General features: G+C 47.3%; 24 protein-coding genes and 2 pseudogenes. 12 read left to right on the plus strand and 14 right to left on the minus strand.

Annotated elements, in window-relative coordinates; all coding sequences use genetic code 11:
- Positions 1–167: 167 nt before the first annotated feature.
- The 4 genes from GJQ69_RS06845 to GJQ69_RS06860 are packed head-to-tail and all read right to left on the minus strand — an operon-like array spanning position 168 to position 5,453.
- Positions 168–1,916, minus strand: a complete 1,749-nt coding sequence (locus GJQ69_RS06845) for a glycoside hydrolase family 13 protein (RefSeq protein WP_086035394.1) — start codon at positions 1,914–1,916, stop codon at positions 168–170.
- A gap of 57 nt (positions 1,917–1,973) precedes the next feature.
- Positions 1,974–3,266, minus strand: a complete 1,293-nt coding sequence (locus GJQ69_RS06850; protein ID WP_174193340.1) for a sugar ABC transporter substrate-binding protein — start codon at positions 3,264–3,266, stop codon at positions 1,974–1,976.
- Between the two features lie 27 nt (positions 3,267–3,293).
- The gene (locus GJQ69_RS06855; protein WP_086035392.1) at positions 3,294–4,118 is read right to left on the minus strand and encodes a sugar ABC transporter permease; all 825 of its coding nucleotides are present in this window, start codon (positions 4,116–4,118) and stop codon (positions 3,294–3,296) included.
- 3 nt (positions 4,119–4,121) lie between these two features.
- Complete coding sequence (locus GJQ69_RS06860; RefSeq protein ID WP_086035391.1) at positions 4,122–5,453, minus strand: carbohydrate ABC transporter permease; 1,332 nt, start codon at positions 5,451–5,453, stop codon at positions 4,122–4,124.
- 106 nt (positions 5,454–5,559) lie between these two features.
- Between GJQ69_RS06860 and GJQ69_RS06865 the strand changes: the two genes are divergently transcribed.
- A complete protein-coding gene (locus GJQ69_RS06865) occupies positions 5,560–6,471 on the plus strand; it encodes a LacI family DNA-binding transcriptional regulator (protein ID WP_086035390.1) in 912 nt (303 codons plus the stop codon).
- A 71-nt stretch (positions 6,472–6,542) separates the two neighbouring features.
- Here GJQ69_RS06865 and GJQ69_RS06870 read toward each other — a convergent pair whose 3' ends face one another.
- From GJQ69_RS06870 to GJQ69_RS09935, 7 genes and pseudogenes are all read right to left on the minus strand, one after another.
- Positions 6,543–7,232: a starch-binding protein gene (locus tag GJQ69_RS06870; protein WP_086035389.1), complete on the minus strand. Its 690-nt coding sequence runs from the start codon at positions 7,230–7,232 to the stop codon at positions 6,543–6,545.
- Between the two features lie 64 nt (positions 7,233–7,296).
- Positions 7,297–8,157 carry a class B sortase gene (locus GJQ69_RS06875; RefSeq protein WP_086035388.1) on the minus strand — a complete coding sequence of 287 codons (861 nt, stop codon included), beginning with the start codon at positions 8,155–8,157 and terminating at the stop codon, positions 7,297–7,299.
- Between the two features lie 313 nt (positions 8,158–8,470).
- Positions 8,471–8,692 (minus strand): annotated as a pseudogene (locus GJQ69_RS09790) (hypothetical protein); the annotation flags it as partial.
- Positions 8,693–8,707: 15 nt separating this feature from the next.
- A pseudogene (locus tag GJQ69_RS09795) lies at positions 8,708–8,884 on the minus strand (DUF2213 domain-containing protein); the annotation flags it as partial.
- A gap of 206 nt (positions 8,885–9,090) precedes the next feature.
- A complete protein-coding gene (locus GJQ69_RS06885) occupies positions 9,091–9,291 on the minus strand; it encodes a CPCC family cysteine-rich protein (RefSeq protein ID WP_086035387.1) in 201 nt (66 codons plus the stop codon).
- 1 nt (position 9,292) lies between these two features.
- Positions 9,293–10,066 carry a hypothetical protein gene (locus GJQ69_RS06890; RefSeq protein ID WP_157658903.1) on the minus strand — a complete coding sequence of 258 codons (774 nt, stop codon included), beginning with the start codon at positions 10,064–10,066 and terminating at the stop codon, positions 9,293–9,295.
- A complete protein-coding gene (locus GJQ69_RS09935) occupies positions 9,955–10,440 on the minus strand; it encodes a hypothetical protein (protein ID WP_420808737.1) in 486 nt (161 codons plus the stop codon). The genes GJQ69_RS06890 and GJQ69_RS09935 overlap by 112 nt, the downstream gene beginning before the upstream one ends.
- On the opposite strand from GJQ69_RS09935, the gene GJQ69_RS06895 reads away from it, so the two are divergent.
- Entirely contained in the window at positions 10,356–10,649 is a 294-nt protein-coding gene (locus GJQ69_RS06895; protein ID WP_157658902.1) for a hypothetical protein, read from the plus strand. The two genes, GJQ69_RS09935 and GJQ69_RS06895, sit on opposite strands and share 85 nt — an antisense overlap.
- A gap of 107 nt (positions 10,650–10,756) precedes the next feature.
- Here GJQ69_RS06895 and GJQ69_RS06900 read toward each other — a convergent pair whose 3' ends face one another.
- Positions 10,757–11,338 carry a site-specific integrase gene (locus GJQ69_RS06900; RefSeq protein ID WP_086036821.1) on the minus strand — a complete coding sequence of 194 codons (582 nt, stop codon included), beginning with the start codon at positions 11,336–11,338 and terminating at the stop codon, positions 10,757–10,759.
- On the opposite strand from GJQ69_RS06900, the gene GJQ69_RS06905 reads away from it, so the two are divergent.
- From GJQ69_RS06905 to GJQ69_RS06945, 10 genes are all read left to right on the plus strand, one after another.
- On the plus strand, positions 11,337–12,071 hold the full coding sequence (locus GJQ69_RS06905; protein ID WP_236849664.1) for a PBSX family phage terminase large subunit: 735 nt from the start codon (positions 11,337–11,339) through the stop codon (positions 12,069–12,071). The genes GJQ69_RS06900 and GJQ69_RS06905 overlap by 2 nt on opposite strands.
- Positions 12,072–12,075: 4 nt before the next feature.
- Positions 12,076–12,600 carry a phage portal protein gene (locus tag GJQ69_RS06910; protein ID WP_086035383.1) on the plus strand — a complete coding sequence of 175 codons (525 nt, stop codon included), beginning with the start codon at positions 12,076–12,078 and terminating at the stop codon, positions 12,598–12,600.
- A 3-nt stretch (positions 12,601–12,603) separates the two neighbouring features.
- The gene (locus tag GJQ69_RS06915) at positions 12,604–13,545 is read left to right on the plus strand and encodes a phage portal protein (RefSeq protein WP_086035382.1); all 942 of its coding nucleotides are present in this window, start codon (positions 12,604–12,606) and stop codon (positions 13,543–13,545) included.
- Positions 13,545–15,056, plus strand: coding sequence for a structural protein (locus GJQ69_RS06920; RefSeq protein ID WP_086035381.1), 1,512 nt, complete (start codon positions 13,545–13,547; stop codon positions 15,054–15,056). The genes GJQ69_RS06915 and GJQ69_RS06920 overlap by 1 nt, the downstream gene beginning before the upstream one ends.
- Entirely contained in the window at positions 15,032–15,190 is a 159-nt protein-coding gene (locus GJQ69_RS06925) for a hypothetical protein (protein ID WP_157658900.1), read from the plus strand. The genes GJQ69_RS06920 and GJQ69_RS06925 overlap by 25 nt, the downstream gene beginning before the upstream one ends.
- Before the next feature lie 170 nt (positions 15,191–15,360).
- On the plus strand, positions 15,361–15,939 hold the full coding sequence (locus GJQ69_RS06930; protein WP_086035380.1) for a phage scaffolding protein: 579 nt from the start codon (positions 15,361–15,363) through the stop codon (positions 15,937–15,939).
- 65 nt (positions 15,940–16,004) lie between these two features.
- Positions 16,005–16,544 (plus strand): N4-gp56 family major capsid protein, encoded by a 540-nt coding sequence (locus GJQ69_RS09850; RefSeq protein WP_274379836.1) that lies wholly within the window; start codon positions 16,005–16,007, stop codon positions 16,542–16,544.
- Positions 16,439–17,086 carry a N4-gp56 family major capsid protein gene (locus GJQ69_RS09855; protein WP_274379852.1) on the plus strand — a complete coding sequence of 216 codons (648 nt, stop codon included), beginning with the start codon at positions 16,439–16,441 and terminating at the stop codon, positions 17,084–17,086. The genes GJQ69_RS09850 and GJQ69_RS09855 overlap by 106 nt, the downstream gene beginning before the upstream one ends.
- 7 nt (positions 17,087–17,093) lie before the next feature.
- Positions 17,094–17,438 (plus strand): hypothetical protein, encoded by a 345-nt coding sequence (locus GJQ69_RS06940; RefSeq protein WP_086035379.1) that lies wholly within the window; start codon positions 17,094–17,096, stop codon positions 17,436–17,438.
- Between the two features lies 1 nt (position 17,439).
- Complete coding sequence (locus GJQ69_RS06945) at positions 17,440–17,805, plus strand: hypothetical protein (RefSeq protein WP_174193341.1); 366 nt, start codon at positions 17,440–17,442, stop codon at positions 17,803–17,805.
- Between the two features lie 179 nt (positions 17,806–17,984).
- Here the strand turns inward: GJQ69_RS06945 and GJQ69_RS06950 are convergent, their stop codons facing one another.
- Entirely contained in the window at positions 17,985–20,339 is a 2,355-nt protein-coding gene (locus tag GJQ69_RS06950) for a DUF262 domain-containing protein (RefSeq protein WP_174193343.1), read from the minus strand.
- Positions 20,339–23,431, minus strand: coding sequence for a type I restriction endonuclease subunit R (locus GJQ69_RS06955; protein ID WP_174193345.1), 3,093 nt, complete (start codon positions 23,429–23,431; stop codon positions 20,339–20,341). The genes GJQ69_RS06950 and GJQ69_RS06955 overlap by 1 nt, the downstream gene beginning before the upstream one ends.
- Positions 23,432–23,433 lie beyond the last annotated feature (2 nt).

Raw genomic sequence — 23,433 nt, forward strand, 5'->3', positions numbered from 1 at the left:
CGGCGTAACAGCTTTGGCGGTCACAACTATTTTTGCCAGCTCCCATATAACTGCATTCAGCGCGGCACTGCCGACCAGATAAACATTGATGCCGTCACCATAGTCAGCAGATGCATTGTTCGCCTAAAAACGGCCTAAAACCTGTGTGTGCCTGCCTCACTTCCCGGTTAAAACAGCCTGCAAATACATCCGCTAAATGGCTCTAAAACCCCATTTTCCCAACTCTCTGTACTGATTAACGGTTCAAAATCATCCTGCAGGGCAATCGTTTTTTTCTGGTCCGTGTTATTCAGCACAGTTGCCAACCTGCTTTCTCCGCAGGCTCTGATTAGGTAAAACACACCTTCTTCTGCATACATACGAATTGTTCCATACTGCAGTGCTTTTTCTTTTTTGCGCAGTGCAATGATTCTCTGATAGAAGTGAAACAAATCCTCGTCCCAGTTTGCACGGTTCCAGTCAAATGTTCGCCGGCAGTCCGGGTCACCGCCGCCTTCCATGCCAATCTCACTTCCATAATAAATGCAGGGCATCCCCACATAACTGAACAAAAATAATACTGCCATACGCAGCAGGCGCTTATCCCCGCCGCACCATGTTAAAAAGCGCATAGTATCATGACTGTCCAGAAGATTAAGCATGGCAAAATCGGCTTGCTCGGAATTGCACATTAGGAAGCCGGAAAGGTCTTCCGTAAACTGTGCGGCGTCCACCTCCCGCCGGGCAAAAAACTGGATGCACGACTTTGTGACTGGGTAGTTCATTACGCTATCAAACTGGTCACCCTGCAGCCATGGAAAAGCATTGTGCCAATTTTCTCCTATAATCAATGCTTCTGGATTTATCGCCTTTACGGTCTTGCGAAAATCGCGCCAGAAGCCATGGTTCACTTCGTCTGATACATCCAACCGCCAACCGTCAATGCCAGTGTCCTTTGTCCACATGGAAACAGTATTCAAAAGGTACGCTTCCAGTTCCGGATTTTCCGTGTTGAGTTTTGGCATACTGGGGCTGGTACCAAAGACGCGGTAATTCAGGCGGGAAAGGTCAAGCGGCTTGGTGTAATCATGCGCTTCTTCCTCAGTGAAGCGCCCCACCGGAAAGCTGTCGATGTGGAACCAATCTTTGTAAGGAGATTGCTCCCCGCGCTCCAGCACATCCTGAAACGGTGCAAATGACCAGCTGCTGTGGTTGAACACACCATCCAGCACAACGCGGATGCCCATCTCATGTGCCCGCTGCACCAGTTTACAGAGCAGTTTTTTGCTGCCGAACATCTCATCCACTTTACGGTAATCCGTTGTATCATATTTATGATTACTGGGTGACTGGAAAATCGGTGTCAGGTAAATTCCACTCACACCAAGTTCCTGCAGATATGGCAATTTGTCCAGCACCCCCTGCAAATCACCGCCGTAAAAGCTCTGCGATTTTGGCGGCTGTCCCCACGGTGTCAGCGGTTTAGGGTCATTCGTGCGGTCACCATTGCAGAAGCGCTCCACAAAAATCTGATAAAAAATGGTGGAATGTACCCAGTCCGGAATGCGGTGCAGGTCGGTTTCATTGATATACGGGTACTGAAAGTAATGGAAATAGGCATTCTGGTCATCAAACGTATCCGTAAAACCGGATTCCGAGTAAACCAGCGTCTGGGTACCATCGCTCACTTCAAAGTAGTACCCCAGCCGTGAATCCTCTGTATGAAAACGATACTGGTAGTAATCAAACAGCCGGTCGGAGAAAATTTTCTCCATTTTATATGCTTTTTTATCCTGCCAGCGATGCTTCAGCGAAATTACTACCCACACCTCTGTACAGTCGTCCTTCGCCGTACGCAGCCGGATGTCTAAATCCTTGTCTGTGTACGCATAAGCGTAGTTGCTTTTTGGAATATGACAAAAACCCTGGAGATTCAAAATATTATCCTTCTTTCCTGTTATTTGGAACGTGAAGCCGCAGCTAAATTCGAGATTTTATTCTTCTTTCAGGAAAGAATCCCAATCGCTTTTTGCCTTGGTCGCAGCAGCCTTCGGCGTCATCTGGCCGTCAAAAACTGAAGGTCCAACGTTGGCACAAATCGTCCAGAAGTAACTGATGCGCTTGGCCGTCGGCATTGGAGTGGATTCGTTGAAGCATTTTACAATGGCACTGAGCTGTTTGTCCTGTGCCAGTCCCTTAATCTTGGAAATGTCTTTGCGGGAAGTAACGCAGGAAGCATCAGAGTAAAGCAGTTCTGCACCCTCATCAGAAACCAGATACTGTGCAAAAAGCTGTGCCGCATTCGGATACTTGCTGTAAGCGGAAACCTGTGCATTCTGTACAAAGGCGAAGGAAGTTTCTTTCTTACCGTCATATGTTGGCAGCGGCGCTACACCAAAATCGGTCTTGGAGTCACGTAATGTCTTGACGTTCCATGGGCCGCTGATAAGATAGGCAGTCTTACCAGTAACAAACTGATTGGTCAGGAAATCCCAGTTTGCAAGGTCACCGGACGCGGCAGGCATCAAATCATGATACTTTTTAAGTACCTCCAAGCCCTTTTCAAATTCTGGTGTATCAAAATCAGGTTTGTCATTGTCTGTGCCGTCTTTTCCAAAAGGCTTGTAGCCGTATGTACTCAGCATTGGATAAATAGTTGCACCTTCACTGACATTAGAAAGGAACCAGAATTTATTCTGTGATGCGTTGTTAAAGCTCTTTGACTCCTTCAATAGCTGTTCAAAACTTGTCGCCGGAGCACCTTTGACCAGCTTCTTGTTGTAGAACATCACATAGGTTTCAACGGAGACCGGGACACCGTAAACACCGCCGTCCACGGTGACCGTCTTCATGGCAATGTCGCTGACATCCTGCTTCATTTTTGCAGTAATGCGGCCATCCAACTTCAGCAGAAGCCCCGCCCGCTGATTCTCAATGGTTTTGTCATGCGGGCTCATAAAGACATCCGGTCCTTTGCCAGAGACAGTTTCCAGATTCGTTTTGTTCTGGTCATAGACGCTGCCGTCCTCAGCAGTAACCGGCACACCGTACTTTGCCTCAAATTTCTTTGCAATCGCTTTTGCAAAATTCAGCTGGCTTGCGCTGCTGGTACGGAACGTCAGTTTTGCGCCGCTTTCCGGTTTCAGTTCACCGGTCGCGGAGGAAGCGGCTGCGCTGCCCGCCGCAGAAACGGTTTTTGCGTTTTGCGGCAAAGGCTTTCCGCAGCCCGCCATAGAACCAGCCATCAATACGCTGAGTGTTAATGCAAGCACTCTTTTCGATTTCATAATCATAGCCTCCTAGTATAAATAACTTCAGCCTTTGTTTGCACCTGCCGTAATACCCTGTACCAGATATTTCTGGAAAACAATGAACAGAATCGTAATCGGCACGGCAATAATTACAGCACCGGCGGCAAACATGGTGAAGTTTGTGTTTTCACGACCGGTAATCAGACCATACAGGCCAACAGCCAGTGTTTTGCTGGTATCGCTGGAAAGCAGCATATTCGGCAAAATATAGTCCATCCACGGCATCATAAACTGGGAAACCGCGCAATATGTAATGATAGGCGTAGAAAGCGGCAGTACAATTTTACGAAATGTTCCAAAATACGAACATCCGTCAATGTAGGCTGCTTCGTCCACTTCTTTCGGCAAGCCGTCCAAGTAGCCCTTCACCAGCCAGACATTATAAGGAATGGCACCAGCCACATAGATGATTACCAATGCAACAGGTTTATCCAGCAGGCCGAAGTTCAGGAACAGCGTATACAGCGCTGTCATGGACAAAAAAGTCGGAAACATGGACAACAGTAGAATCGTCATCAGGCTGGTCTTTTTGCCCTTGAATTTAAACCGGGACATAATCCATGCTGTAATCAGAATCAGTGCCACACTGAAAACTGTATTCAGCACTGCGATTGTCAGGGAATTTAAAAACCACCGCTTATAATTCGTTTGCTGAAACAAATGGCGGAAATTATCAAGCGTCAGTGTTTTTGGAATCAGCGAGGTGGTTGCAAGACCGTTGCCCGGATTAAATGCGGAAAGCACAATCCAGACAATCGGTATCAGCACCAGCGCCGACATAAGTATTAGTTCCAGATGCACAAAAAAGGAATCTACTCTTTTTTTCATACCTCACATCTCCTTAAATGCATTGGTACGGCGGAAGTTCCAGATGGACACAGCAGCAATAAAGAGGAAAATCAGAATGTTCATGACCGCTGCCATATTGTACATCCGCTGGTCCAGTGTTAGCTTGTAAATCCATGAAATAAGAATATCCGTATCGCCCGCGAACTGGTAGGAAGGATTGGTCGGTCCGCCGTTTGTCAGGAAGTAGATGGAACCAAAAGCATTGAAATTACCCGCAAGGTTCATAACAATCAGCGGTGCGGTCGCGTTGGTCAGCAGCGGCAGCTTGATATGTGCAAACACCTGCATCTTATTTGCACCGTCAATTTCTGCCGCTTCGTACAAATTGGTATCCTGATTGGACATAATGCCAAGCAGCATAACCATAAACTGTGGGAAACCCATCCACAGGTTTACCAGAATTATAGAAATCTTCGCAATTGTCGGGTCAGTCAGAAACGGAATACGGCTGTGAATCAGGTGTATATCCATCAGGAACTGATTCAGTGGCCCAAACTGCCCGTTAAGCAGATTGCGGAATACCAGAAGTGAAATCATACCCGGAATTGCCCATGGCAGGATAAAGATTGCCTGAAAAATACCGCGGTGTTTGACATGGCGGCTGTTCAGAATAAGCGCCTGAAACAAGCCGAGAAAGTATGTGGAAAAAGTTGCGCACACTGCCCAGACAACTGTCCAGCCCAGCACACTGAAGAAAGTTTGTGACCAAATCGGCACATTGAAAAGCTTGGCGAAGTTTTTCAGTCCCACCCAGCTGACCAGCTGTGCCGGTGGCATATGGTTTGCATCATAGTTCGTAAAGGCTGTCAGCACAGAAAACACAATCGGCATAAAAACGACCAATGCAATAATGATACCGATTGGCAGCAGCACCAAATATGGAAACGCCTTGCGCCGCTGGATACGGCCTGACACCGTTTCAATCTTCCCAGTTTCATCCAGCTGCCGTCCAAGCCGGTACGCGTCCCGGATATTCCAGATGAAAATGCCCACAAACACCAGCAGTCCCATCAGCGCTAAAATTCCGTTGATAAGCAGCATCGTGGAATGGTCGCCGCCAACCCCCGGCACTGTGCCAAGTGTGAACAACCCCCACAGCCCTTTGGTGAAGTAGCCGCCGTAAATCCCTATGTCAAAGTTCTGAATTTCACCGGTAAACCAGTTGAGCCAATAGCCGGAAAGCAGCTCAATCGCCACCAGCAATATCTGCACCGCAAAGAACAAAATTCCCCGAACTTTCTTTTTTGCAATGAAAAACTGTCCGCTTCCCCAAAAAATGCAGGAAAGGATAACAGAACTGACTTTTTTCTTCATTTTTCAACCTCCCTAAATATCTTCCCACAAAAACAATTTTCAAATTGCCATTCATTTTTACCGGTGCTATAATAGCCACATAAGTACAAGGAAGAGAGCGCTATATATGGAAAATCGTAAAGTCACCATGCGAGATATTGCAAAAGACTGTGGTATCTCCGTCGCCACGGTATCCTACGTTCTAAATCATTCCGAGAAGGAGAAAATCAGCCATGAAACACGGCTGAAAGTGATGGAATCTGCCACACGGCTGCACTATGAACCGCATGCAGTGCGTGCTTCCAGCAAGACCAGAAGCGGTCTGATTGGCGTCATCATTAACCTGAAAGAAAGCAACTCCGCCGGAAAGAAAATGCTTTACTACGACCTTGCCGCCGAACTGAGCAATCAGCTGCGAACCATGGGTTACGAAACGATTCTCATCACCACCCGAAATCTTTCACAGGATATGGGCGTTGTGAAAAAGCACAGTTTGGATGCCGTCTTTATGATTGACACCGACAACCGGACAGTGCGAAAAATCACCGAAGGTTATTATGTACCCATCCTGTTCATGGACTGTATGGTGAACGACCCGCTATTCTGTGAAATCCGACCCAACTATGGTTCTCTGTTTACAACGGCAAAAGCACTGCTGCAAACGAAGCAGCCCTTTCTTCTGACGGAGGATTTCTGCTGTCAGTACCTGATGGATGAATTTTCTCAGTATTTTCTGACAAAAGACATCTTCATCAATTCCCCAAGTGCCAGCCTCCCGGCTTTTCTGCAAAGTCACGGGGGGCGCCGCGGTATTGTGCTGGGGGATTTGCTAGGTGTGCAGGCACAGCAGCTTTTCCCCTGCAAAGACCTTGTCATTTGTGCGAGTCTGGGAAGTGCTGGCCTTTTCCAAACCGGCTCACAAATTCTACACATATCCAACCGGACCAAAGCGGTGGTCGCCACGGAGATTCTGCTGGATATGCTCTCACTGGATTATCAGGCCAACAGCACCAACTGTGTTCTGCTGGAAAGTGAATGACTCTCATAAAAGCCGGGGGCTGCAGTGTTTTACTGTGCCCCCGGCTTTTGCAACTTTGGCTGTAAAATTTGTTAAGCCTTTACTCTTTTGCGGATGAGAATAGTACCCATACCGGCAAGCGCAAGCAGCGCAGCGGTTGTAACAATAATCGGTGCGTTTTCATTTGCGTCACCGGTCTTCGGGGAAGCATCAGTTGTTGCCGTAGAATCTGTGGAAGTTGTTGCGGCGGCTGTGCTGCCTGCCTTGCTGGAAGCCGCGGTGGTGCCGTTTTTCGTCGTTGCCGCTGTAGCTGCAGGCTTTGGGAATCCGGACTTTGCTTCGGTGTACACGGTAATTGCCGCACCCGCCGGTGTATAATTATTGTTGTTGGATTCGGTTGCACCGCCCGGCACAAACCAGTAAGCGTCCTTGTCAGCTGCAAGGTCCTTCGGTGTGTGATTTGCGGTCTGGTGCGGCTTTGGCTGCACATTGTCATTGAAGATAACATTGAAAGCCGTGCCTGCTGTGTACTTCAGTTCATACCAGTTATCTGTGCCGGAAACCTTGGTCATCTGTTTGCCGGGCCATGCCGGAGTACCTTTGATATTTCCGGAGCCTGCCCACATATAGGCGTATACATTGCTCCATTTTTCTGTGTTCTGGAAATAGATGGTTACCTCCTTGCCTGCTGCCGACGCGGGAACAGCAGTCATTGCAATCGCAGATGTCATCACCATAGCCATTGCCATGATGCCCGCTACCAGCTTCTTAAACCTTTTCATTTGTAATCTCCTTCCGAATCAATAATGTTTTTATTTCCAATGAGTCAGGTGAACTTTTAGGAGTTCATCTAACCTTTTTGGCTACGATTACAAGCCGGCCATCTTCCACATATTTATAACAGGTGGAAAGGGTCAGCAGCTGGTCTCCGTAAGAAGCGGTCATGCCGGTAGTGTAGTCCTCCCGCTTCTTCACATTCGTTATGTAAGTATTGAAAGCCTCCTGCGTTTCAATATCCGCATACTGATAATACTTAAATGCTTTACTGTCTGTTGTGTAAATTCTGGAACGAAAAACCGCTATTACTCGATAGTCCCCCATGCCGTATGGTGTATCAAAACGGATAATCGGGTGTTCTTTGCAAAAGTTCTGGTTCAAATATCCTAATAGTCCGGCAAAGGCGGTACCATCCTTCATATTGTGACCATACACCAAGTAGTTTCTGCTCTTTTTCAGTGTGGACTTTGCATCCAGAAACGGAAGTCCGCGGCTTTCCTCCTGTTTTTTTAGATTGCGATGCAGGTAAAATTCAGGATTCTTAGGCGTCTGCATAACCGGATAATTCACCTTTGTACCCTCAATCTGTATCCATGCTTCTATGTCGCTGTTCTGCTCCTGCAGCTTTTTAAACCGCGGTTGGGCGCGTACCGATGAGGAAGCAGTGGAAGCCTTGGATGCTTTGGATACTTTAGAAGAAAGTGTGGCAGAATTACATGCAGAACTGCCGGAGGGAATTTCCCGGCTAGAAGAAGCCTGCTGAGAAGAAAATGCAGCTTTCTGCAGAGCGGTCATCTGCGCTTCATTCTCTGCGGCACTGACATGGTAGGCAATCAGCCATACCGTGCAGGCTGCAAAAATAATCAGGAAGAGGAGCAGAAGCTTTCCCCTTGGCTGGGACATCTTTCCCTTATTCTGAAATCCATCCATCACGTATTTCCATTTTTATCACCACTTTCGATTCCTCGGTACGAAACAAATATAACATTTGTGCCTTTCTTTGTCAAGCATTTTGCATAATTATTTCTATTTATTTCAATTTTAAGTGTACAAATTGCACTGAAATTTAACTTAACTTAATTTTTGTTAAGTAGCCAAATTCAAAAAAGATTCAGGTGCCGCGGGATTTTTTACCATTCCCATGATTTTGTTAAGCACTTGAATAAAACTGCACGGAAATTTTAAAAAATTTTACGCACTGTAAAGTGCTTTGCCCCAATGATGGAAAATCACCGCCCCATGACACGGAATTGTTAATATCCAGCAGAGTCACCGTACTACCGGTTACGCACATTCCGATGTACCCAAGCAGAGCGCCACAAATGTCCACTTCACAGGAAACCGGAATGCCACGGGTGTTCATGCGGCTATCATCCTTATGGGCACAGTTGGATACCAGCAAGTCAAATTCACTGTTTTCCTGTATTTCCACACCAAGGTCATACAGCGCTTGAATTGGTGCGTTGCTCTCAATATTATGGATTTCGTCAATCAGCTGTGGGTCTGTTATGAATAGGTCCGCTACCGTCATTCCAGCGTTTGGACCTGTCCCTTTTCTTATGTTTTGTGTGTGCCCTTTTTCATACAGCTGTATATTATCTGCCGTTACATCTTCGGAAGGGTGGCCATTGGTTAAAAGGCTTTGACTGCTGCGCATGAGTCAGCTTTTTAAAGACTTTGTCGAAAGTATCGCCTTCCAATATTCCATCTGACAAAAAGCCGCCCAATTTCCGCAGGGCAGATTTATAAGAAGCTTCTATATGCTTTCTAGCTTCCCATGCCTTGAACTTCATCCTTTATCTCACTTCCTCACGCAGGGCATAAAAAAGCCGCCTCGAAAGGCGGTTAATTGTTCTGCTGAAATTATCTTAATTGCTTTCCTTGCCGATATGCCTCTCGTGCCTCATTCAGACTCATTTCGTTGGCACCGCCTTCAAGGTCGGGCTCATCTAATTGAACCCCATCATCTTCCCAGCCACATACAGGACAAATTTCGAAATCATCTGCATGTTTAAAAACCGCTTTGCCACATACAGGGCAAACTCGAGGATTGTTACGAGTCATATTAAATCCCCTCCCTTTTCTTCCATTTATCAAAATATTTCTTTCCTAATGTTGGTTTAAACATTGTGGCTATTCCGCCATTAGGATCTCCTTTTGCAAAATCGTTGGTCCTTACATCGTATCTTGCAACCGCTCCTGCTTTTGTAGCATACCCAAGAATATGCTCATTAGTTTCACTTTGGACTAAGTCTAACGCCCTTTTTGCATATTGTTCTTTCGTCATTTCTGGATACATGTCTTTATGGCCGTGGTGCTTGCTGTCTCCATCCCAATGCCTGTTAAGGTTCCTCTTAGAAAATCCTTTAAGAAAAGTGTTTTTCCCTATGGCACTTATTTTTTGATAAGATTTAAGTTTACCACTATTTTCTTCATTTGTCAACTGTTCGTTGGGGCTTTTCGGTAATTTACCGTCAGGGCTTTCTCCTTTTGCTCCAAACTTTCCATCTTCCCGCCGCGGGTGCTTATTTTCATCAAAATCCGCATCATCAGCAAATTCTTCATCTGGCGTATTTTCTGGTATATCTGTTGGCGTGTCAGTTGGAATATCTCCAATGTCAGGCATATTGTCTGCATCTTTAATGTCTTCATCTGAAAGCTCACTTAACTCTTTCAGTGCTATTTGTGTGCTGATAATGCCCTCGCTGTGCGCCTGTACAATCGCATTTACTTTGCTGGTAGCAATATCGGCCTTTTCTTTTTCTTCCGGCACACGGACAGGGCTAAAAACCATCTGCAAATCATCTGCGAATGCAGCGCAGCCATATGTGATTCCCATACACCTGACAGGGCAAGAGAAGCGGAGATCCATTCTTCGCTGGGCCTTGACTGAACATAAATGTCCGCCGACCTGCCAGCGGACATCATATTCAGAGAAGCAGCCATTACATGGACCGTCTTTACTTTCTGATAGTCACGGGCAGTAAGCAGTTCAGCAAGACCAGGCTGCCGCACCGGTGTCACTTTAAAAACAGCCGGTATTCGGTTCTGATAAAAGATTTTCTCACATAAGCTGATTTTTTGCACTGTCTGCTCCGTTTTCATATAATGAAAGGGACATACGCAATTTGCACGATACGTATACCGGCCATTCAGCCGAAGCTTCCAGTCCCCTACCTGGAGGTCTTTTTCCGCTGGCATGGCGTGAAGCATTATTTGCTCTATCGTTAGAATTTGTTCCTGCACTTTGCTCTCTTCCTTTCGGGTCCATGCAAAAGGTCCTGAAAACAGCGATTGCCATTTTCGGGGCTTTTTTATTTGGTGGGCCATCAGGGATTCAAACCCCGGACCGACCGGATTATGAGCCGAACTTAAAAAGCCTTAAAAACGGCGGTGCTATGCGACTTTTCATCCTTGCTTGACTTGCATCTGACTTGCATCAGATAAATAGGAATCAAGCTTTTGCATACTGCTGCGCTTATACAGTTTGTCAAGATGGGTGTAAATCTCTAACGTGATTTTAATATCACTATGCCCCCATTTGGTCACGGGCGGTCATCACATCCACGCTGGCAAGGTACATCAACGTGCAAAACGTATGGCGCAGTTGGTGCGGCGTAAATGTCTGTATCCGCATAGGGAGCTGACCCTGTAAGTTCCCATTCGCGTCTTTTTTATGCGCCGCTAATTTATTTTTCTTTCCACCGTATCCGTACTTGACGTTTAGGTCAGTCATATAGCTGCGCCAGAGTACACGCCATGCCTGATTAGTCATCATTTGATTTTTTGCCGTATGCACAACGTACATACAAATAGGATGTTCGGAGGCCTTTTCGGTAGTCAGAAAATTCGTCAGTATCTGCGGAATTTGTACGATGCGGACACCAGCAGCCGTTTTGGTGCTTTTAAGTTTTGGCTTGCCCCCAATCATCTCTACGGCTTTATCAACTCTGATTGTATCCGCCTGCAGATCAACATCTGCCCAAGTAAGCGCAGTCGCCTCCCCCCTGCGCAGCCCAGCGTACATCATGAGCATGGCTGCCCGCTGTGCGCGGTGTGGTGTATCAGTTACCCAGTGCCGCTGTTCCGGCGACGGCGCCTGCATCATCATGGACACGAACCCGGATAATCCGGCGCACTGGATGAAAACCGATTACATTGACAGAGCCAACGGCAAAACGATTGTGGAATTTCACTGGACGCTTGACGACAACACATTCTTGTCGGACCGGTATCGGCAAAATATCAAAGAATCCACCCCGTCCGGGATGTTTTATGACCGTGATATCAATGGCGCATGGGTGTCCGCAGATGGCATGGTATACCCTGATTTTGACGAAAAAATTCACTATATCACGGCTAAGCAGGTTCCAATTGATGAAATCAGCCGCTGGTTTGTCGGCGTTGATTTTGGCTGGGAGCACTGGGGCGCATTCGTGCTGATTGGCCGCACCCAGGACGGGCGGTATTACCTCACAAAGGAGTGGGCGGCACAGCATCGGCACATTAATGACTGGATTGCAATTGGCCTAAAGATTAAAGAGTGCCACGGCAATATCAACTTTTACTGTGATTCAGCACGGCCGGACTTAATTCAGCAGCTTCGTGTCGGCGGTCTGCGTGCAATCAACGCACGAAAAGACGTGCTGGCGGGAATTGCCGAGGTTGCAACACTGTACAAGCAAAAGAAACTGTTTATCGTTAAGGATTCTGCCCCGCAGTTTCAAAAAGAAATTTACGGTTATGTTTGGGAAAAAGACGCTAACAAACCGGAAAAGACAAACGATGATGTGCAAGATGCAATAAGATACGGAATTTATACAGACAAAAAATATGGGAGGTGATTATGTGATACCAGATTTTATACAGTCTGAATTAGTTGGTCCATATGGTTACGATGTCCTTAACAAACTCGGAAAGATTGAAGCCTACTATGATACATATCAGAACGGTGCAGATTTTACCGTTGACAGTTCAGCCGACTACACACCGGCAAAGCTGCGCAGCCACCAAATCAAGCAGCTTATACGCCGTGAAACTCAGTTTATGTTCGGCAAGTTTCCTGACTTCCTTGTCTCCTGCCCTGATGAAGCAAAAGTGGACGGCAACAAGCCAAACGAAGCTGCCATGCAAACTTACATAAATGCTGTTATGAAATCGAACCGAATGCCGGTTAAGCTTGTGCAGGGCGCGCATGACTGCTGTATTGGTGGCCGAGTAGCGCTAAAGGTGAGTGTATCAGAAGAAAAATTGTCAATTATGTTTGTGCCCGCCGACGGCTTTGTTTACGAAACCGCCATGGATGACGTTGACACACTGGAACGCATTGTATTCTTCTACACCATGGTTGATGATGAAGACCGTTCTCGATAGCGGATGTGGGTACAAAAGTACTGGATGGACAACGGCCGCTGTTTCACCAGTGAACGTATTACAGACGGTTACGGCGCGCAGCAGCAGTGGGGCGGCACAAAAGAAAATGTTGACACAAAGTTTGACCGCATACCGGCATACGTTATTTTGAATGACGGTCTTTCAGGCGACACCGATGGTGAATCTGAAGTTGCCGAGCTTTCCGATGATGATGCCTGGTACGGAAAACTGAAAAGCTACAACATTGATGCCTTGCGCAAGGGAATGAACCAGATCACCTGGATGTCCGGCGTTGACCCGGAGTCGAGTCAAAATTTCCGCTACGTTCCGGGTGCACTGTGGGATATAAAGGCAGACCCGTCACAAGCTTCCGGCGACAGCAACGCCGCGACAGTCCATGTTGGTACAATCTCAAATGGGTTTGAATATTCTGCTGCTTTTCAAAACAGCCTTTCAAATATTAAGCAGGATATGCGTGACCTGCTGGGAATACCAGACCTTAACCAGGAAAGCACGAAAGATATGATTACTTCCGGAAAAGGACTGAAAGCATTGTACTGGCCGCTTATTTGCCGCTGCGAGGAAAAGATGGCTTCCTGGAAACCAGCGCTTGAATGGCTTGCCGAGCTACTGCTTAGTGCTGCTGATGCCTTCCCTGCCCTGCATCAGGTGTATGGGGACTTTAAGGCGGCACCGTACGCTATTACGATTGACAATCAGTATCCTCTGCCAGAAGATGAAGGCGACGAAAAGCAGCTTGATCTGTCCGAAGTCAACGATAAAACACGCAGTGCAAAAAGTTATATCATGAAATGGGGTGGCGCCGCCACCAAGGGCACTGACCCGGATGATGCAGACGCAGAGCTGGAGCAGATTGCAAAGGAGCAGCAGATGTTCAACGACAGTTTTGTTGCTGAACCAGAGCTGATCGGTGGTGCTGAGTAATGTCGGGACGCCTTGGAAATTACCTTGACCTTGTTGCCACGGCACAGAAAAAGCGGCTTGAAATCACTTTACGACAGGAAAAACAGATTGCAAAAATCTATTTGCAGACTGCGGACGAATACGCAAGAGCTGCATCTCATTACGATCATGATTCTCTTACTTACCGTTGGCTTACCGATTACGCGCGGGCGCTGCAGCGTGGATCCCGTGTGCTTTACTCAAAGATTGGTAAGATAACCGCGGCTTCTGCTTTGGAAGCCGCACAGGCCGCCGCAGGGGCAGAACGGCAATTTTATTCCAGTATGGCACCTTATCTCTCCCGCCAATTTTCGGATGTGTTCTCCAATATTCCGCAGCAAGTGACGGATGAACTGATGTCCGGTGGAATCTATAAAAACTTTGTTGGGTTATCTACGAAAATATGGGACTACCAAAAGAAATACAAGCGCGACATCAGCACTATTATCACGCAGGGCATCAGTCAGCAGAAGTCGGCATTCGACTTGTCAAAGGATCTTGAACTGTACTTAAGGCCGGAAGCAAAGAAACCGTGGAACTGGGGAATTGTTTACCCCGGTTGTGCGCAGAAGGTTGACTACTGTGCACAGCGCCTTGCCCGCACCTCTGTTTCTCATGCCTATCAGCTGTCTTTTCAGCGCACTACACAGGATAATCCATTCGTTGAAAAGTATCAGTGGCACAGCAGCAACAGTGGGCGCGTCTGCCCCCTTTGCCGTCAGCGCGATGGCAGACTGTACGACAGAGACAAACTACCGCTTGACCACCCGAACGGAATGTGTGTCATAACGGCGGTCATTTCGAAAAGCTATGATGAAATCGGTGCGGAACTCGGCGACTGGGCCGCCGGGGAAAGCGATAATCCGGCGCTCGATAGGTGGCTGGGAATATTTCCTTCTGAATCCGGGTATACCGGTACAAACATTTCCCGCATTGGTTCCAACAGAGTTGATCTAAGCTATATAAAATCTACCGAATTCCGTAGCAAATTTAGCCGTTTGACAGAGAACAGCGCAGTCAATGACAGTATCCGCCGACACGCCACGGCCATGCTGATTAATCAGAACGGAACGGATGGCGAGGACTTATGCATTATTGACGCTAAAACGGGCAAACTATTATTGAATGCACAGGGGCCAAAGAACGCACTTGGAGTATCTCCGCCAGCAGATAGGATTGAGTTCTTGAGAAAAAATTATAGCGGCCAAATGATTGGACTACATAATCACCCGACAAATTTACCTCCCACCGGCGCTGACTTTTCAGCATCTGGATACCGTAGATATTGTTTTGGAATCGTTGTAACCCATGACGGGCAGGTATTTAAGTACGCACCGGGTAGTAAGGCTTTTGGGCCCCGAATTATTGATGAACGCATTGACAAATACAAACACCCACCGTATGATTTAGATGTTAAACAGGCTTTTCAACAAACGCTTAATGAAGTAGCAAAGGAGTATGATATTAAATGGACAGAAATAAAATCCATGTAAAGGGTAGCCCACCAAAACAGCCGGATACCTTTATATCCCATCCCAATTTAACCCCGGAAGAGCGCGAAGAACGTATCCGAAAAGCGGACGAAGAAAGCAGAAAATTAACAGACTGGCCAAATCCAGATCAGTAAACCACCCCCCAAATGGCAGGGTGGTATTTTTATGCCTAATTTCAGAACGAAGCAGCCCTGTAAAGGCTGCTTTTTTCATATCAAAATTTGACCGGCCCGAAGTCGCAAAACTACGGGGCAACGGAGGATCGGAACCTCGTTAAAAACGTGTGTTGTGAAAGGAGAACTTTATGGACAGAAAGTTTTTAGCTGACCTCGGTCTTGAGAAAGATGTTATTGACAAAATTCTTGACCAGAACGGCGCGGAAACAACCGCGCTGCGCACCCAGCTTAAAACCAAGGACACCGAAATCAGTACCCTACGCACTGACCTTACAGCCACCAACGGCAAGGTTGCAGACCTTGAAAAGGTGGACACTGCCGGTTTGCAGAAGCAGCTGGACGAGGAAAAGGCCGGCTGCAAAGCTGACCGGCAGAATTGGAATCTGAAAGCTGCGCTTGCAAAAGCGGGCTGTAAAGACTCTGATTATGTCATGTACAAGCTTGGTGATACAGTTGAGTATGCAGATGACGGCAATCTGAAAAATGTTGAAAAGTTGATTACGGACTGCAAGACGAACTACGCCGCAATGTTTGAAGCAGAGCCGCAGCCCGCAGGCGGCACCGGCAGTGCGGGAAACTTTCCCCGCTCTCGCGAACCTGCTAAACCGGAAGTAACAAAAGAACAGTTTGACAAAATGGGCTATATGGAGCGCCTGAAGCTCCATATAGAGCAGCCCAATGTTTATGCTGAGCTGTCCAAAGAATGAAAGGACTGTTTTAAATGGCAACAAACCAAATAACTAAACTTACCGATTTAATTGACCCGCAAGTCATGTCCGACATGATCTCGGCAAAGATTGAAAACAAGATCGTCGTAACCCCATTTGCAAAGATTGACCGTTCCCTTGTTGGTGTGCCCGGCGACACCATCACCGTGCCGCAGTATGCCTACATCGGCGATGCCGAGGATGTGGCCGAGGGAGCAAGTGCTACGACCTGCAAGCTGACAGCCTCCACCACTCAGGTGAAAATCAAAAAGGCTATGAAGGCCGTTTCTATCACGGATGAGTCGGTTCTCTCCGGTCTCGGCAATCCTGTCGGTGAAGCAACGTCGCAGCTTTCCAAAGCGATGGCTTCCCACATCGATGCGGACGCAATTTCCGCTCTGCTGACCGCGACGGTTCTGCTGCACAGATTTCCTACAACGGCATCATCGACTCAATCGATGAATTCAATGAGGAAGTCAACAGCGAAAAGGTCCTGTTCATCAATCCGAAGCAGCTCACCCAGCTACGCAAAGACAGCAATTTTCTCAGCGCGGATAAGTACGGTGCGGCGAACCTTGTCATGGTCACTGGGGAGGTCGGCATGATTGCAAAGACTCATATTGTACCTACTCGGCGTGTAACGCTTGACAGCACCGGCGCTTTTTATACCTGCCCACTCGTCAAGCTGACCAATGACACCGAGACCGAAGACGACACTGCAGCGCTCACCATCTACCTCAAACGCGACACCAATGTTGAAACTGAGCGTCACACATTGTCACGGACCACAGACATCTCCGCCGATAAGTTCTATACGGCGGCGCTCTCCGACCAAAACCGTGTTATCCTCGCAAAGTTCAAGAAAGAAATAAGGTGGCATATTATGGCTGACATGACCCCGCTTGGACAGCTTAGAATGCTGTGTCAGGAAGACCGTGTCCCCTACTTTACGGATGAACAGCTACAGTTTCAGCTTGACATTGCACAGGGTGACATAAGATTTGCGGCATATCACTGTCTTATTGCAAAGGCTGAAAACACTACTGTGCAGCTGTCCGGCATGACCATCCCCGATACTTCACGCTATTGGCTGCGGCTGGCGGCTATGGTGCGCCCTACCGCTTCCTGTATTATCAAAGGCGGGTGACGATACCATGCTGACACAAAACGCTTATACGCTGACACAGGCCATAAAGCATTGGGGCAAAGACTTCACCGTCACACGTTTCGGCACAAACGAATACGGGGAGCCCATCGGAAATATTCCGGTGGGCTCTTTTCGCGGGCTGTTCCACACATCCAGCAGATACCTTAACATTACGCTTCAAGAATCTGCTGCTGTCAGTACCGCGAAAGAGTTGCGGCTGCTTACTCTGTCGACCGACAAAGTACAGCAGGGTGACACCGTCACGCTGGACAACAGGAAGTACAGCGTAACCGGTACAGATGATGTCGGTGGTCTTCACCTGTGTACCGACATATCGCTGCAGGAGGTTTAAAATGCCACTTGATTTATCAGAGATTTATACAAGCCTGAACGCGTTGCCGGGCAGAGTTGAAAAAGCGGTAGCAGCTTATGGCCAAACCACCGCCAAAGCAATCGAGGCCAACGCTAAAAAGGACCGCCCTTGGACAGACCGAACAGCCCAGGCGAGGCAGCGCCTTCATGGTGATTGCACCCACATTGATACTGGAATTCGCATCAGCCTTTCGCATGGTGTTGCCTATGGTGTATACCTCGAATTTGCGCACGAAAAAAGGTATGCCATAATTTACCCGGTGCTGCGTGAAGGATCGATCTTCACTCCGACTTTGATACAATCGCAGTATGTAGACCTCTGCACTAGAATGGGCGTAAAAGCCTGAAATAAAAGGATTCCAGCGTTCATGGCATCTCGCGCCGCTGCCTGATTGCAGCAAAAAGGAAGGAAAGGTGTTCTTCCCGCTGTCGCTGTACTTGGCATTTTGCACCCCTCCTTCCTGTGGAATCTGCTATTCGTTAAAATGTATGTATTACGTTAAAAAGTGTTAATTCGTTAAATCGTTTATTCCGCATCATTGGAATACCCGAAATGTTCTCTTACCTTCTGGTGTGTTGTCTTATCATTAAGCATATACGCCACGAGAGGGACTGTGGTCATGCCCTTTTCCCAGTATCCCTCAGATGGATCAGTTACATACTTCTTCCAATCAACGCCAATAAACACCTCTTTGTTTGAATCAAGTTTTTGTTTTGCTTCTTCAGATACCCAAGGAGCATCCGCTATAGGTGTAGGCTTGCCGTCGACTTGCACCACAAAGTTCTTCATTGGCACGGCGGTCGATGTGCATTCGCCAATTCCGACAAAACCTGAGCCCGCAATATGGCAGTACACAGTATCTCCAACTTGAACGTTATAGATTGACTTTCCGCTGCCGCCTAGATTTGCGGAAAGGAATCCATACTTTAAAGCGTCTGGCCAGCTTCGGTCCGCATAACCGACCGTGAAATCACGGCCCTTCTCATTCTTGAAAAAGTCCTTTTCTTCATCATCCGACCAGCCACCAGCAAGCTGCTTAATTGCATCCGGATTCCAAATGTCACTGGCCATCTTCAGGTAGATTTCTGCCCGATCTGCAATGCTTTGTTTTTCAAAATCAGAAATGGCATGAAAACCATACTCATTTGCAACAAGGAGAAACTGCGGATTATTCGTATAAGCCGTATCATTCAGTGCCTGCGCGAGAATATTATCACCAGCGTATTTCTGTACCTTCTCCGTATACTTCATCGCCTGGTAGCTTCTGTTCTTATCCCTCGTAAGAAGGATCAGATTGCCGATTTGATTCCTAGTAGCTTCAAAATCGTCATAGTCTTTGAAGCTGTCTTTGTAATCCTCGTATTTGTCCGGAAGAATATGCTCAATATCGTAGGTGTTTCCCTGGCGCTTACGGTCAACATATTCCTCGAAATGTGACGGGTTGCCCATCAATACATTTACATACGATGTAAAACGGGCAAGGATATGCAGCATGTACCGGCCAGAGAACTGGTTCAAACTGAATCGAGTTATTCCTTCAATCGAAACATCCATACGACGCAATGTCCGCACATAAACCATACCGATTGTCTTACAGTCGGCATTGCGAATATCCTGCATCACATGGAACAAGAGGTATTTATTCGTGTTCCAGTTGACCTTCTTAAAATTCAGAATTCGTATGGTGGCAAAGTCATCTACAAATTTTGCCGTCATCTGAATTTTCTTTTCTACAATATCCTCCGGATCATCATTCCTAATAGCAGCAATAGCAAACATTGTCTGGTATGTAAGGTCACGATTTGCGTTGTAAAAGACCTCTTCATATCCTGGCGTAAGTTTCGTTCCATACTTCTTCATACGAAGATACAGGTCTGTAACTCTCGTCATCTCAGTGAGTACAAATTCTTTGTAGTCCTTCGGCTTGATAAGGTCCATCTTGGCATGAGCATTGTTTCGTACCCATGTGTGAAATTTATCACCGAGAAGTTCATAGTCCTCATCCTTCGCGCCACGTTTCGTGTCACGCATAGAATTGGCATACTTGGCACGCAGCCATATGGAGATAAACTCTACATCCTGGGTATTAACCACGCCACTTGTGTCATAGGAAGAAGCATTCTTGATTTTATTAATATTCTCCTGCCACTTATGATTTGCTTCTAACCGATCCTGCTCGGCGACCTGCTGAATAATGTATGCCTTCATCATTTCAGCACTGTTCAGGCTAAGTCCTCTGTCGTTCATGGTCAGGAAAATAGTGTGTGCTTCGTCTTCAGAGGGTGTATCTATTTCCAGCAGCAAAACCTTCTCTACCACCCAGTTAATGAAGAACGGTAACGCCTCACCCTTAAGTTTATCAGGAAAGTAATCCTCTATATCTGAATAGCGGACAAGCATATTCTCTGAGCTCTCGTTCGTTGGAACATAGGTGGAATCCTCGTTCAGCAGTGCCCGCATACAGTCTGTTCTGTCAGCGACGTCAATATTGAAGCTCTTCTTGCTGAACTGCTTCGAATAAATCATGTCATCGAGCGGAACCTGGTCATCTTCGTTCTTCACATTTTTCTTCTGAAGATGATTCAAGTAAATCAGCAGAAGCGTTAACGAAGTAAGCCGCTGCTGCCCGTCTATAATTTTCTTCACCGAATCACCGGTACAGATGATGCACCCCATATAGTAGTAGCCATACCCAGCTACCTCTTCCGGCGTATCATGTTTCTCCGGATCATAAAATTCCTCGAATGTGCTCTGAAAATCATCGAGCATCTGTTCAATTTGCTTCTGCCCCCAGCGATATTCACGCTGGAAATAATCCACCGTAAAACGTTGTTTTTCTAGCACCTTCCTAAGGGTATCGGTTTTATTGATTTTCTGCATTACCGTTTTTCCTTATCCTTTGTTTCACCGAATGTTTTATGTTGTTCCGCTACCATCTGTGCTGTAGTTGAACTATGAATAGGATATTTGTAATTAGACGGATTTCCTTTCATAGTTCTTAACATAGAAGTTTCTTTGGGCTCCTCATATGGTTTGCCTTCCTTGTTGTATGTTAGGTTGAAGACCATATTTGTGAGCCACTTTTTGAATGAAAGATTATCCTGAAACTGTTTAAACAGCTCCATGTTATCGGCCATAATCGAGAAGATAACCTTCTGTAATGCACGTTCACTCTCTGTGCGGGCCTCTTGCTCGTCAGAGTTTTTCATTGCATTCTGGTACTTCTCATCGTGTGAAACCATGACTGGAATTTCCAGAATCTGTCTCTGCACATTGTCTGCATCATTCCAGTTGATATTTCCGAAAAGGTCGTTGAAGTCAGAGATAATCTGGGACAATGGATCCATCTCGGGCTCGACGATATGGCCTACCTTCCCAGCCGGAACCGGTGCGATCTCTGCATCCTCATCCTCCAGCTTTATAGCCACTGCCTCCTGTGCCTCATTCCGATAACTGTCCAGATCGATCGTAGGCAAAATGCCTTCTGACAAATCATCCTCACGAGGTGACGGAAGTTTCGGTATTAGCAGATTCAGGAAGATCGACAGCTTTTCCCAGTCCACATTCCCATAGGGAAGAATGGAACCAAGGAAACCGTATGTACGGACAAATGACTTTGCTGCGCTCTTGAACTTGATCTGATCGTCCGTTTGGAGTTCGTTATAGGTGGCCACGCACGGATCAAGCAGCGGATCAAGTCTATCTCTCTCTGCACCATTCAGGAACAAGTCAATCACATGCTCAACATCATCCTTGTCATAAACCTGATATCCTTCCATTATTGATATCAAGTCATATAGCTTGTTTGGATCAGTCTCTCCGGACAGAATCGTTGTCCTGTAGAACTTAGAAAATGCTTCCTCGATCGTCGAAGTCTTGTTAGCAAAATCCAACACGTAGACCTCATCCTTGCCCGGGCAGGCCCTGTTTAATCTGGACAATGTCTGTACCGCTGCAATATCGTAGAGCGGTTTGTCCACATACATGGTCTGCAAAAGCGGCTCATCGAATCCGGTTTGGAACATGTCCGCAACGACAAGCAGCCTGTAAGGGTCCTTCTTGAACTCCTTTGGTATCTTAGCATCCGGGAATCCATTCATATCGGCGGAGGTAAGAGCTGGCTCCTGTCCGTTGTACTTGCACTCGCCGGAGAAAGCGATAATTGCCTTATACGGGCTGTGTCGTTCGGCTAGGCACTTGTTGATCGCATAGTAGGTCTCGATGCAGCGAGGGATGCTCGCAGTCACGACCATTGCGCGGGACTTCCCATTCAGCTTCTTCTTGGCAATGATCTGCTCGTGGAAGTGATCCACCATCATAGCAGCCTTCTTGGCAATGACATCCGGATTCCCCTCGACAAAGGAACGCAGCTTCTTCTGAGCGCGCTTTTTGTCGAACATTGGATCGTCCTCGACCTTCTTGGCAATCTTGTACCAGCTGTCGATCGTCGTATAGTTCTTCAGTACGTCAAGAATGAAGCCTTCCTGAATGGCCTGCTTCATCGTGTAAACATGGAAAGGCCTGTGCTTGATTTCGCCATCCTCTTCATATGGCGTTCCGAAAACCTCCTCGGTCTTGTTCTTTGGAGTCGCGGTGAACGCAAAATAGCTCGCGGTCTTTACGAGCTTCCGACCTTCGACGATGGCATTTATCTTGTCCTCGTTGTCCATTTCATTATCAGAAGCCATGCCGGAAAGCGCCAGATTCATATTCGCGGAATTGCGCCCGCTCTGGCCGGAGTGCGCCTCATCGATAATGATAGCGAATTTATTATGAATGTGCTCCTGACCGATTTCCTGCGAGATGTACGGAAACTTCTCAACCGTCGTAATAATAATCCGCTTACCGTCCTGAATTGCCTTTTTGAGGTCGCCAGAATGCTGCGCCCACACGACCGTGTTCTTTACCTGCATGAACTGCTTGATCGTGTCGCGGATCTGTTTGTCCAGAATCCGCCGGTCGGTAACCACAATTACAGAGTCGATCATCGGGTGGCCGTCCTGCTCAAGCCCGATCAGCTGATGAGCAAGCCAAGCGATAGAGTTTGATTTTCCGGAGCCTGCGCTGTGCTGGATGAGGTACCGTTTGCCGACACCATTCTGCTTCACGTCCGCGAGGAGCTTCTCCACGCAGTCAAGTTGATGATAGCGCGGCCAAATCTGCTTCACCGTTTTCTTCTTCGTATCCGGATCTTCATCTACAACAACCTGTGCGTAGTTCTCGATAATGCGGGAGAGCTTCCACTTTGTCAGAATGTCCTTCCACAGATAGTCTGTCATGATGCCGTCCGGGTTCGGCGGATTGCCTGTACCATCGTTATAGCCCTTGTTGAATGGAAGGAACCAGCTGTCCTTCCCGGCGAGCTTCGTGCAGAACATTATGCTCTGATCGTCCACCGCGAAATGCACCATGCACCGCTTGAACGAGAACAACGTGTCGCGCGGACTACGGTCTTCCTTATACTGCTCGACAGCGTCCGCCGTAGTCTGCCCGGTGAAGTGGTTCTTGAGCTCGATTGTGATGACCGGCAGACCGTTGATAAACAGGCACAAGTCAAGTGCAAGTTTTGTCGCGTCGGATGAGTACCGGAGCTGCCGTGTCACGCTGAAGATGTTCTTCTCGAACATCTCCTTTGACTTCTCGTTGTTCTCAGTCGGCGTGAAGTAGAACATGATGAGGTCAGCCGGATACGCTTTCACACCGTTTCGCAACACATCAATAATGCCGCGCTTGGCAATCTCTCCGGAAAGGCGGTTTAGGAACTGCCGCTTCTTCTGATCGCTGTTATTTACACCAAGCTTTGCCATTTCCCTCGGCTGCGTATCATTCAGGAACCGGAAGAGGCGGGTTTCGTCTACGGCGTATTCCTTACTGTAGTCGTCATTCGTTCCCTGCTCGTAGCCATTCTGCTCCACGAGCCAGTTCACGATGATCGTCTCAAATCCCCTCTCGGTTTTATCCGTAAAAGCCATGA

Origin of the sequence: Caproicibacterium lactatifermentans, from assembly GCF_013315815.1 — a bacterium.
Taxonomy (GTDB): Bacteria; Bacillota; Clostridia; order Oscillospirales; family Acutalibacteraceae; genus Caproicibacterium; species Caproicibacterium lactatifermentans.

What these genes read in the sequence shown, in the direction of transcription:
- GJQ69_RS06920 (WP_086035381.1), top strand. Translation starts at nt 13,545, where the DNA reads ATGTCGGGACGCCTTGGAAATTACCTTGACCTTGTTGCCACGGCACAG.
- GJQ69_RS06865 (WP_086035390.1), top strand. Translation starts at nt 5,560, where the DNA reads ATGGAAAATCGTAAAGTCACCATGCGAGATATTGCAAAAGACTGTGGT.
- GJQ69_RS06900 (WP_086036821.1), bottom strand. Translation starts at nt 11,338, where the DNA reads ATGATGATGCAGGCGCCGTCGCCGGAACAGCGGCACTGGGTAACTGAT.
- GJQ69_RS06955 (WP_174193345.1), bottom strand. Translation starts at nt 23,431, where the DNA reads ATGGCTTTTACGGATAAAACCGAGAGGGGATTTGAGACGATCATCGTG.
- GJQ69_RS06905 (WP_236849664.1), top strand. Translation starts at nt 11,337, where the DNA reads ATGGACACGAACCCGGATAATCCGGCGCACTGGATGAAAACCGATTAC.
- GJQ69_RS09935 (WP_420808737.1), bottom strand. Translation starts at nt 10,440, where the DNA reads ATGCTTCACGCCATGCCAGCGGAAAAAGACCTCCAGGTAGGGGACTGG.
- GJQ69_RS09850 (WP_274379836.1), top strand. Translation starts at nt 16,005, where the DNA reads ATGTCCGACATGATCTCGGCAAAGATTGAAAACAAGATCGTCGTAACC.
- GJQ69_RS06950 (WP_174193343.1), bottom strand. Translation starts at nt 20,339, where the DNA reads ATGCAGAAAATCAATAAAACCGATACCCTTAGGAAGGTGCTAGAAAAA.
- GJQ69_RS06870 (WP_086035389.1), bottom strand. Translation starts at nt 7,232, where the DNA reads ATGAAAAGGTTTAAGAAGCTGGTAGCGGGCATCATGGCAATGGCTATG.
- GJQ69_RS06925 (WP_157658900.1), top strand. Translation starts at nt 15,032, where the DNA reads ATGGACAGAAATAAAATCCATGTAAAGGGTAGCCCACCAAAACAGCCG.
- GJQ69_RS06885 (WP_086035387.1), bottom strand. Translation starts at nt 9,291, where the DNA reads ATGACTCGTAACAATCCTCGAGTTTGCCCTGTATGTGGCAAAGCGGTT.
- GJQ69_RS06915 (WP_086035382.1), top strand. Translation starts at nt 12,604, where the DNA reads ATGTGGGTACAAAAGTACTGGATGGACAACGGCCGCTGTTTCACCAGT.
- GJQ69_RS06890 (WP_157658903.1), bottom strand. Translation starts at nt 10,066, where the DNA reads ATGGGAATCACATATGGCTGCGCTGCATTCGCAGATGATTTGCAGATG.
- GJQ69_RS06945 (WP_174193341.1), top strand. Translation starts at nt 17,440, where the DNA reads ATGCCACTTGATTTATCAGAGATTTATACAAGCCTGAACGCGTTGCCG.
- GJQ69_RS06860 (WP_086035391.1), bottom strand. Translation starts at nt 5,453, where the DNA reads ATGAAGAAAAAAGTCAGTTCTGTTATCCTTTCCTGCATTTTTTGGGGA.
- GJQ69_RS06930 (WP_086035380.1), top strand. Translation starts at nt 15,361, where the DNA reads ATGGACAGAAAGTTTTTAGCTGACCTCGGTCTTGAGAAAGATGTTATT.
- GJQ69_RS06855 (WP_086035392.1), bottom strand. Translation starts at nt 4,118, where the DNA reads ATGAAAAAAAGAGTAGATTCCTTTTTTGTGCATCTGGAACTAATACTT.
- GJQ69_RS06940 (WP_086035379.1), top strand. Translation starts at nt 17,094, where the DNA reads ATGCTGACACAAAACGCTTATACGCTGACACAGGCCATAAAGCATTGG.
- GJQ69_RS06875 (WP_086035388.1), bottom strand. Translation starts at nt 8,157, where the DNA reads ATGGATGGATTTCAGAATAAGGGAAAGATGTCCCAGCCAAGGGGAAAG.
- GJQ69_RS06850 (WP_174193340.1), bottom strand. Translation starts at nt 3,266, where the DNA reads ATGAAATCGAAAAGAGTGCTTGCATTAACACTCAGCGTATTGATGGCT.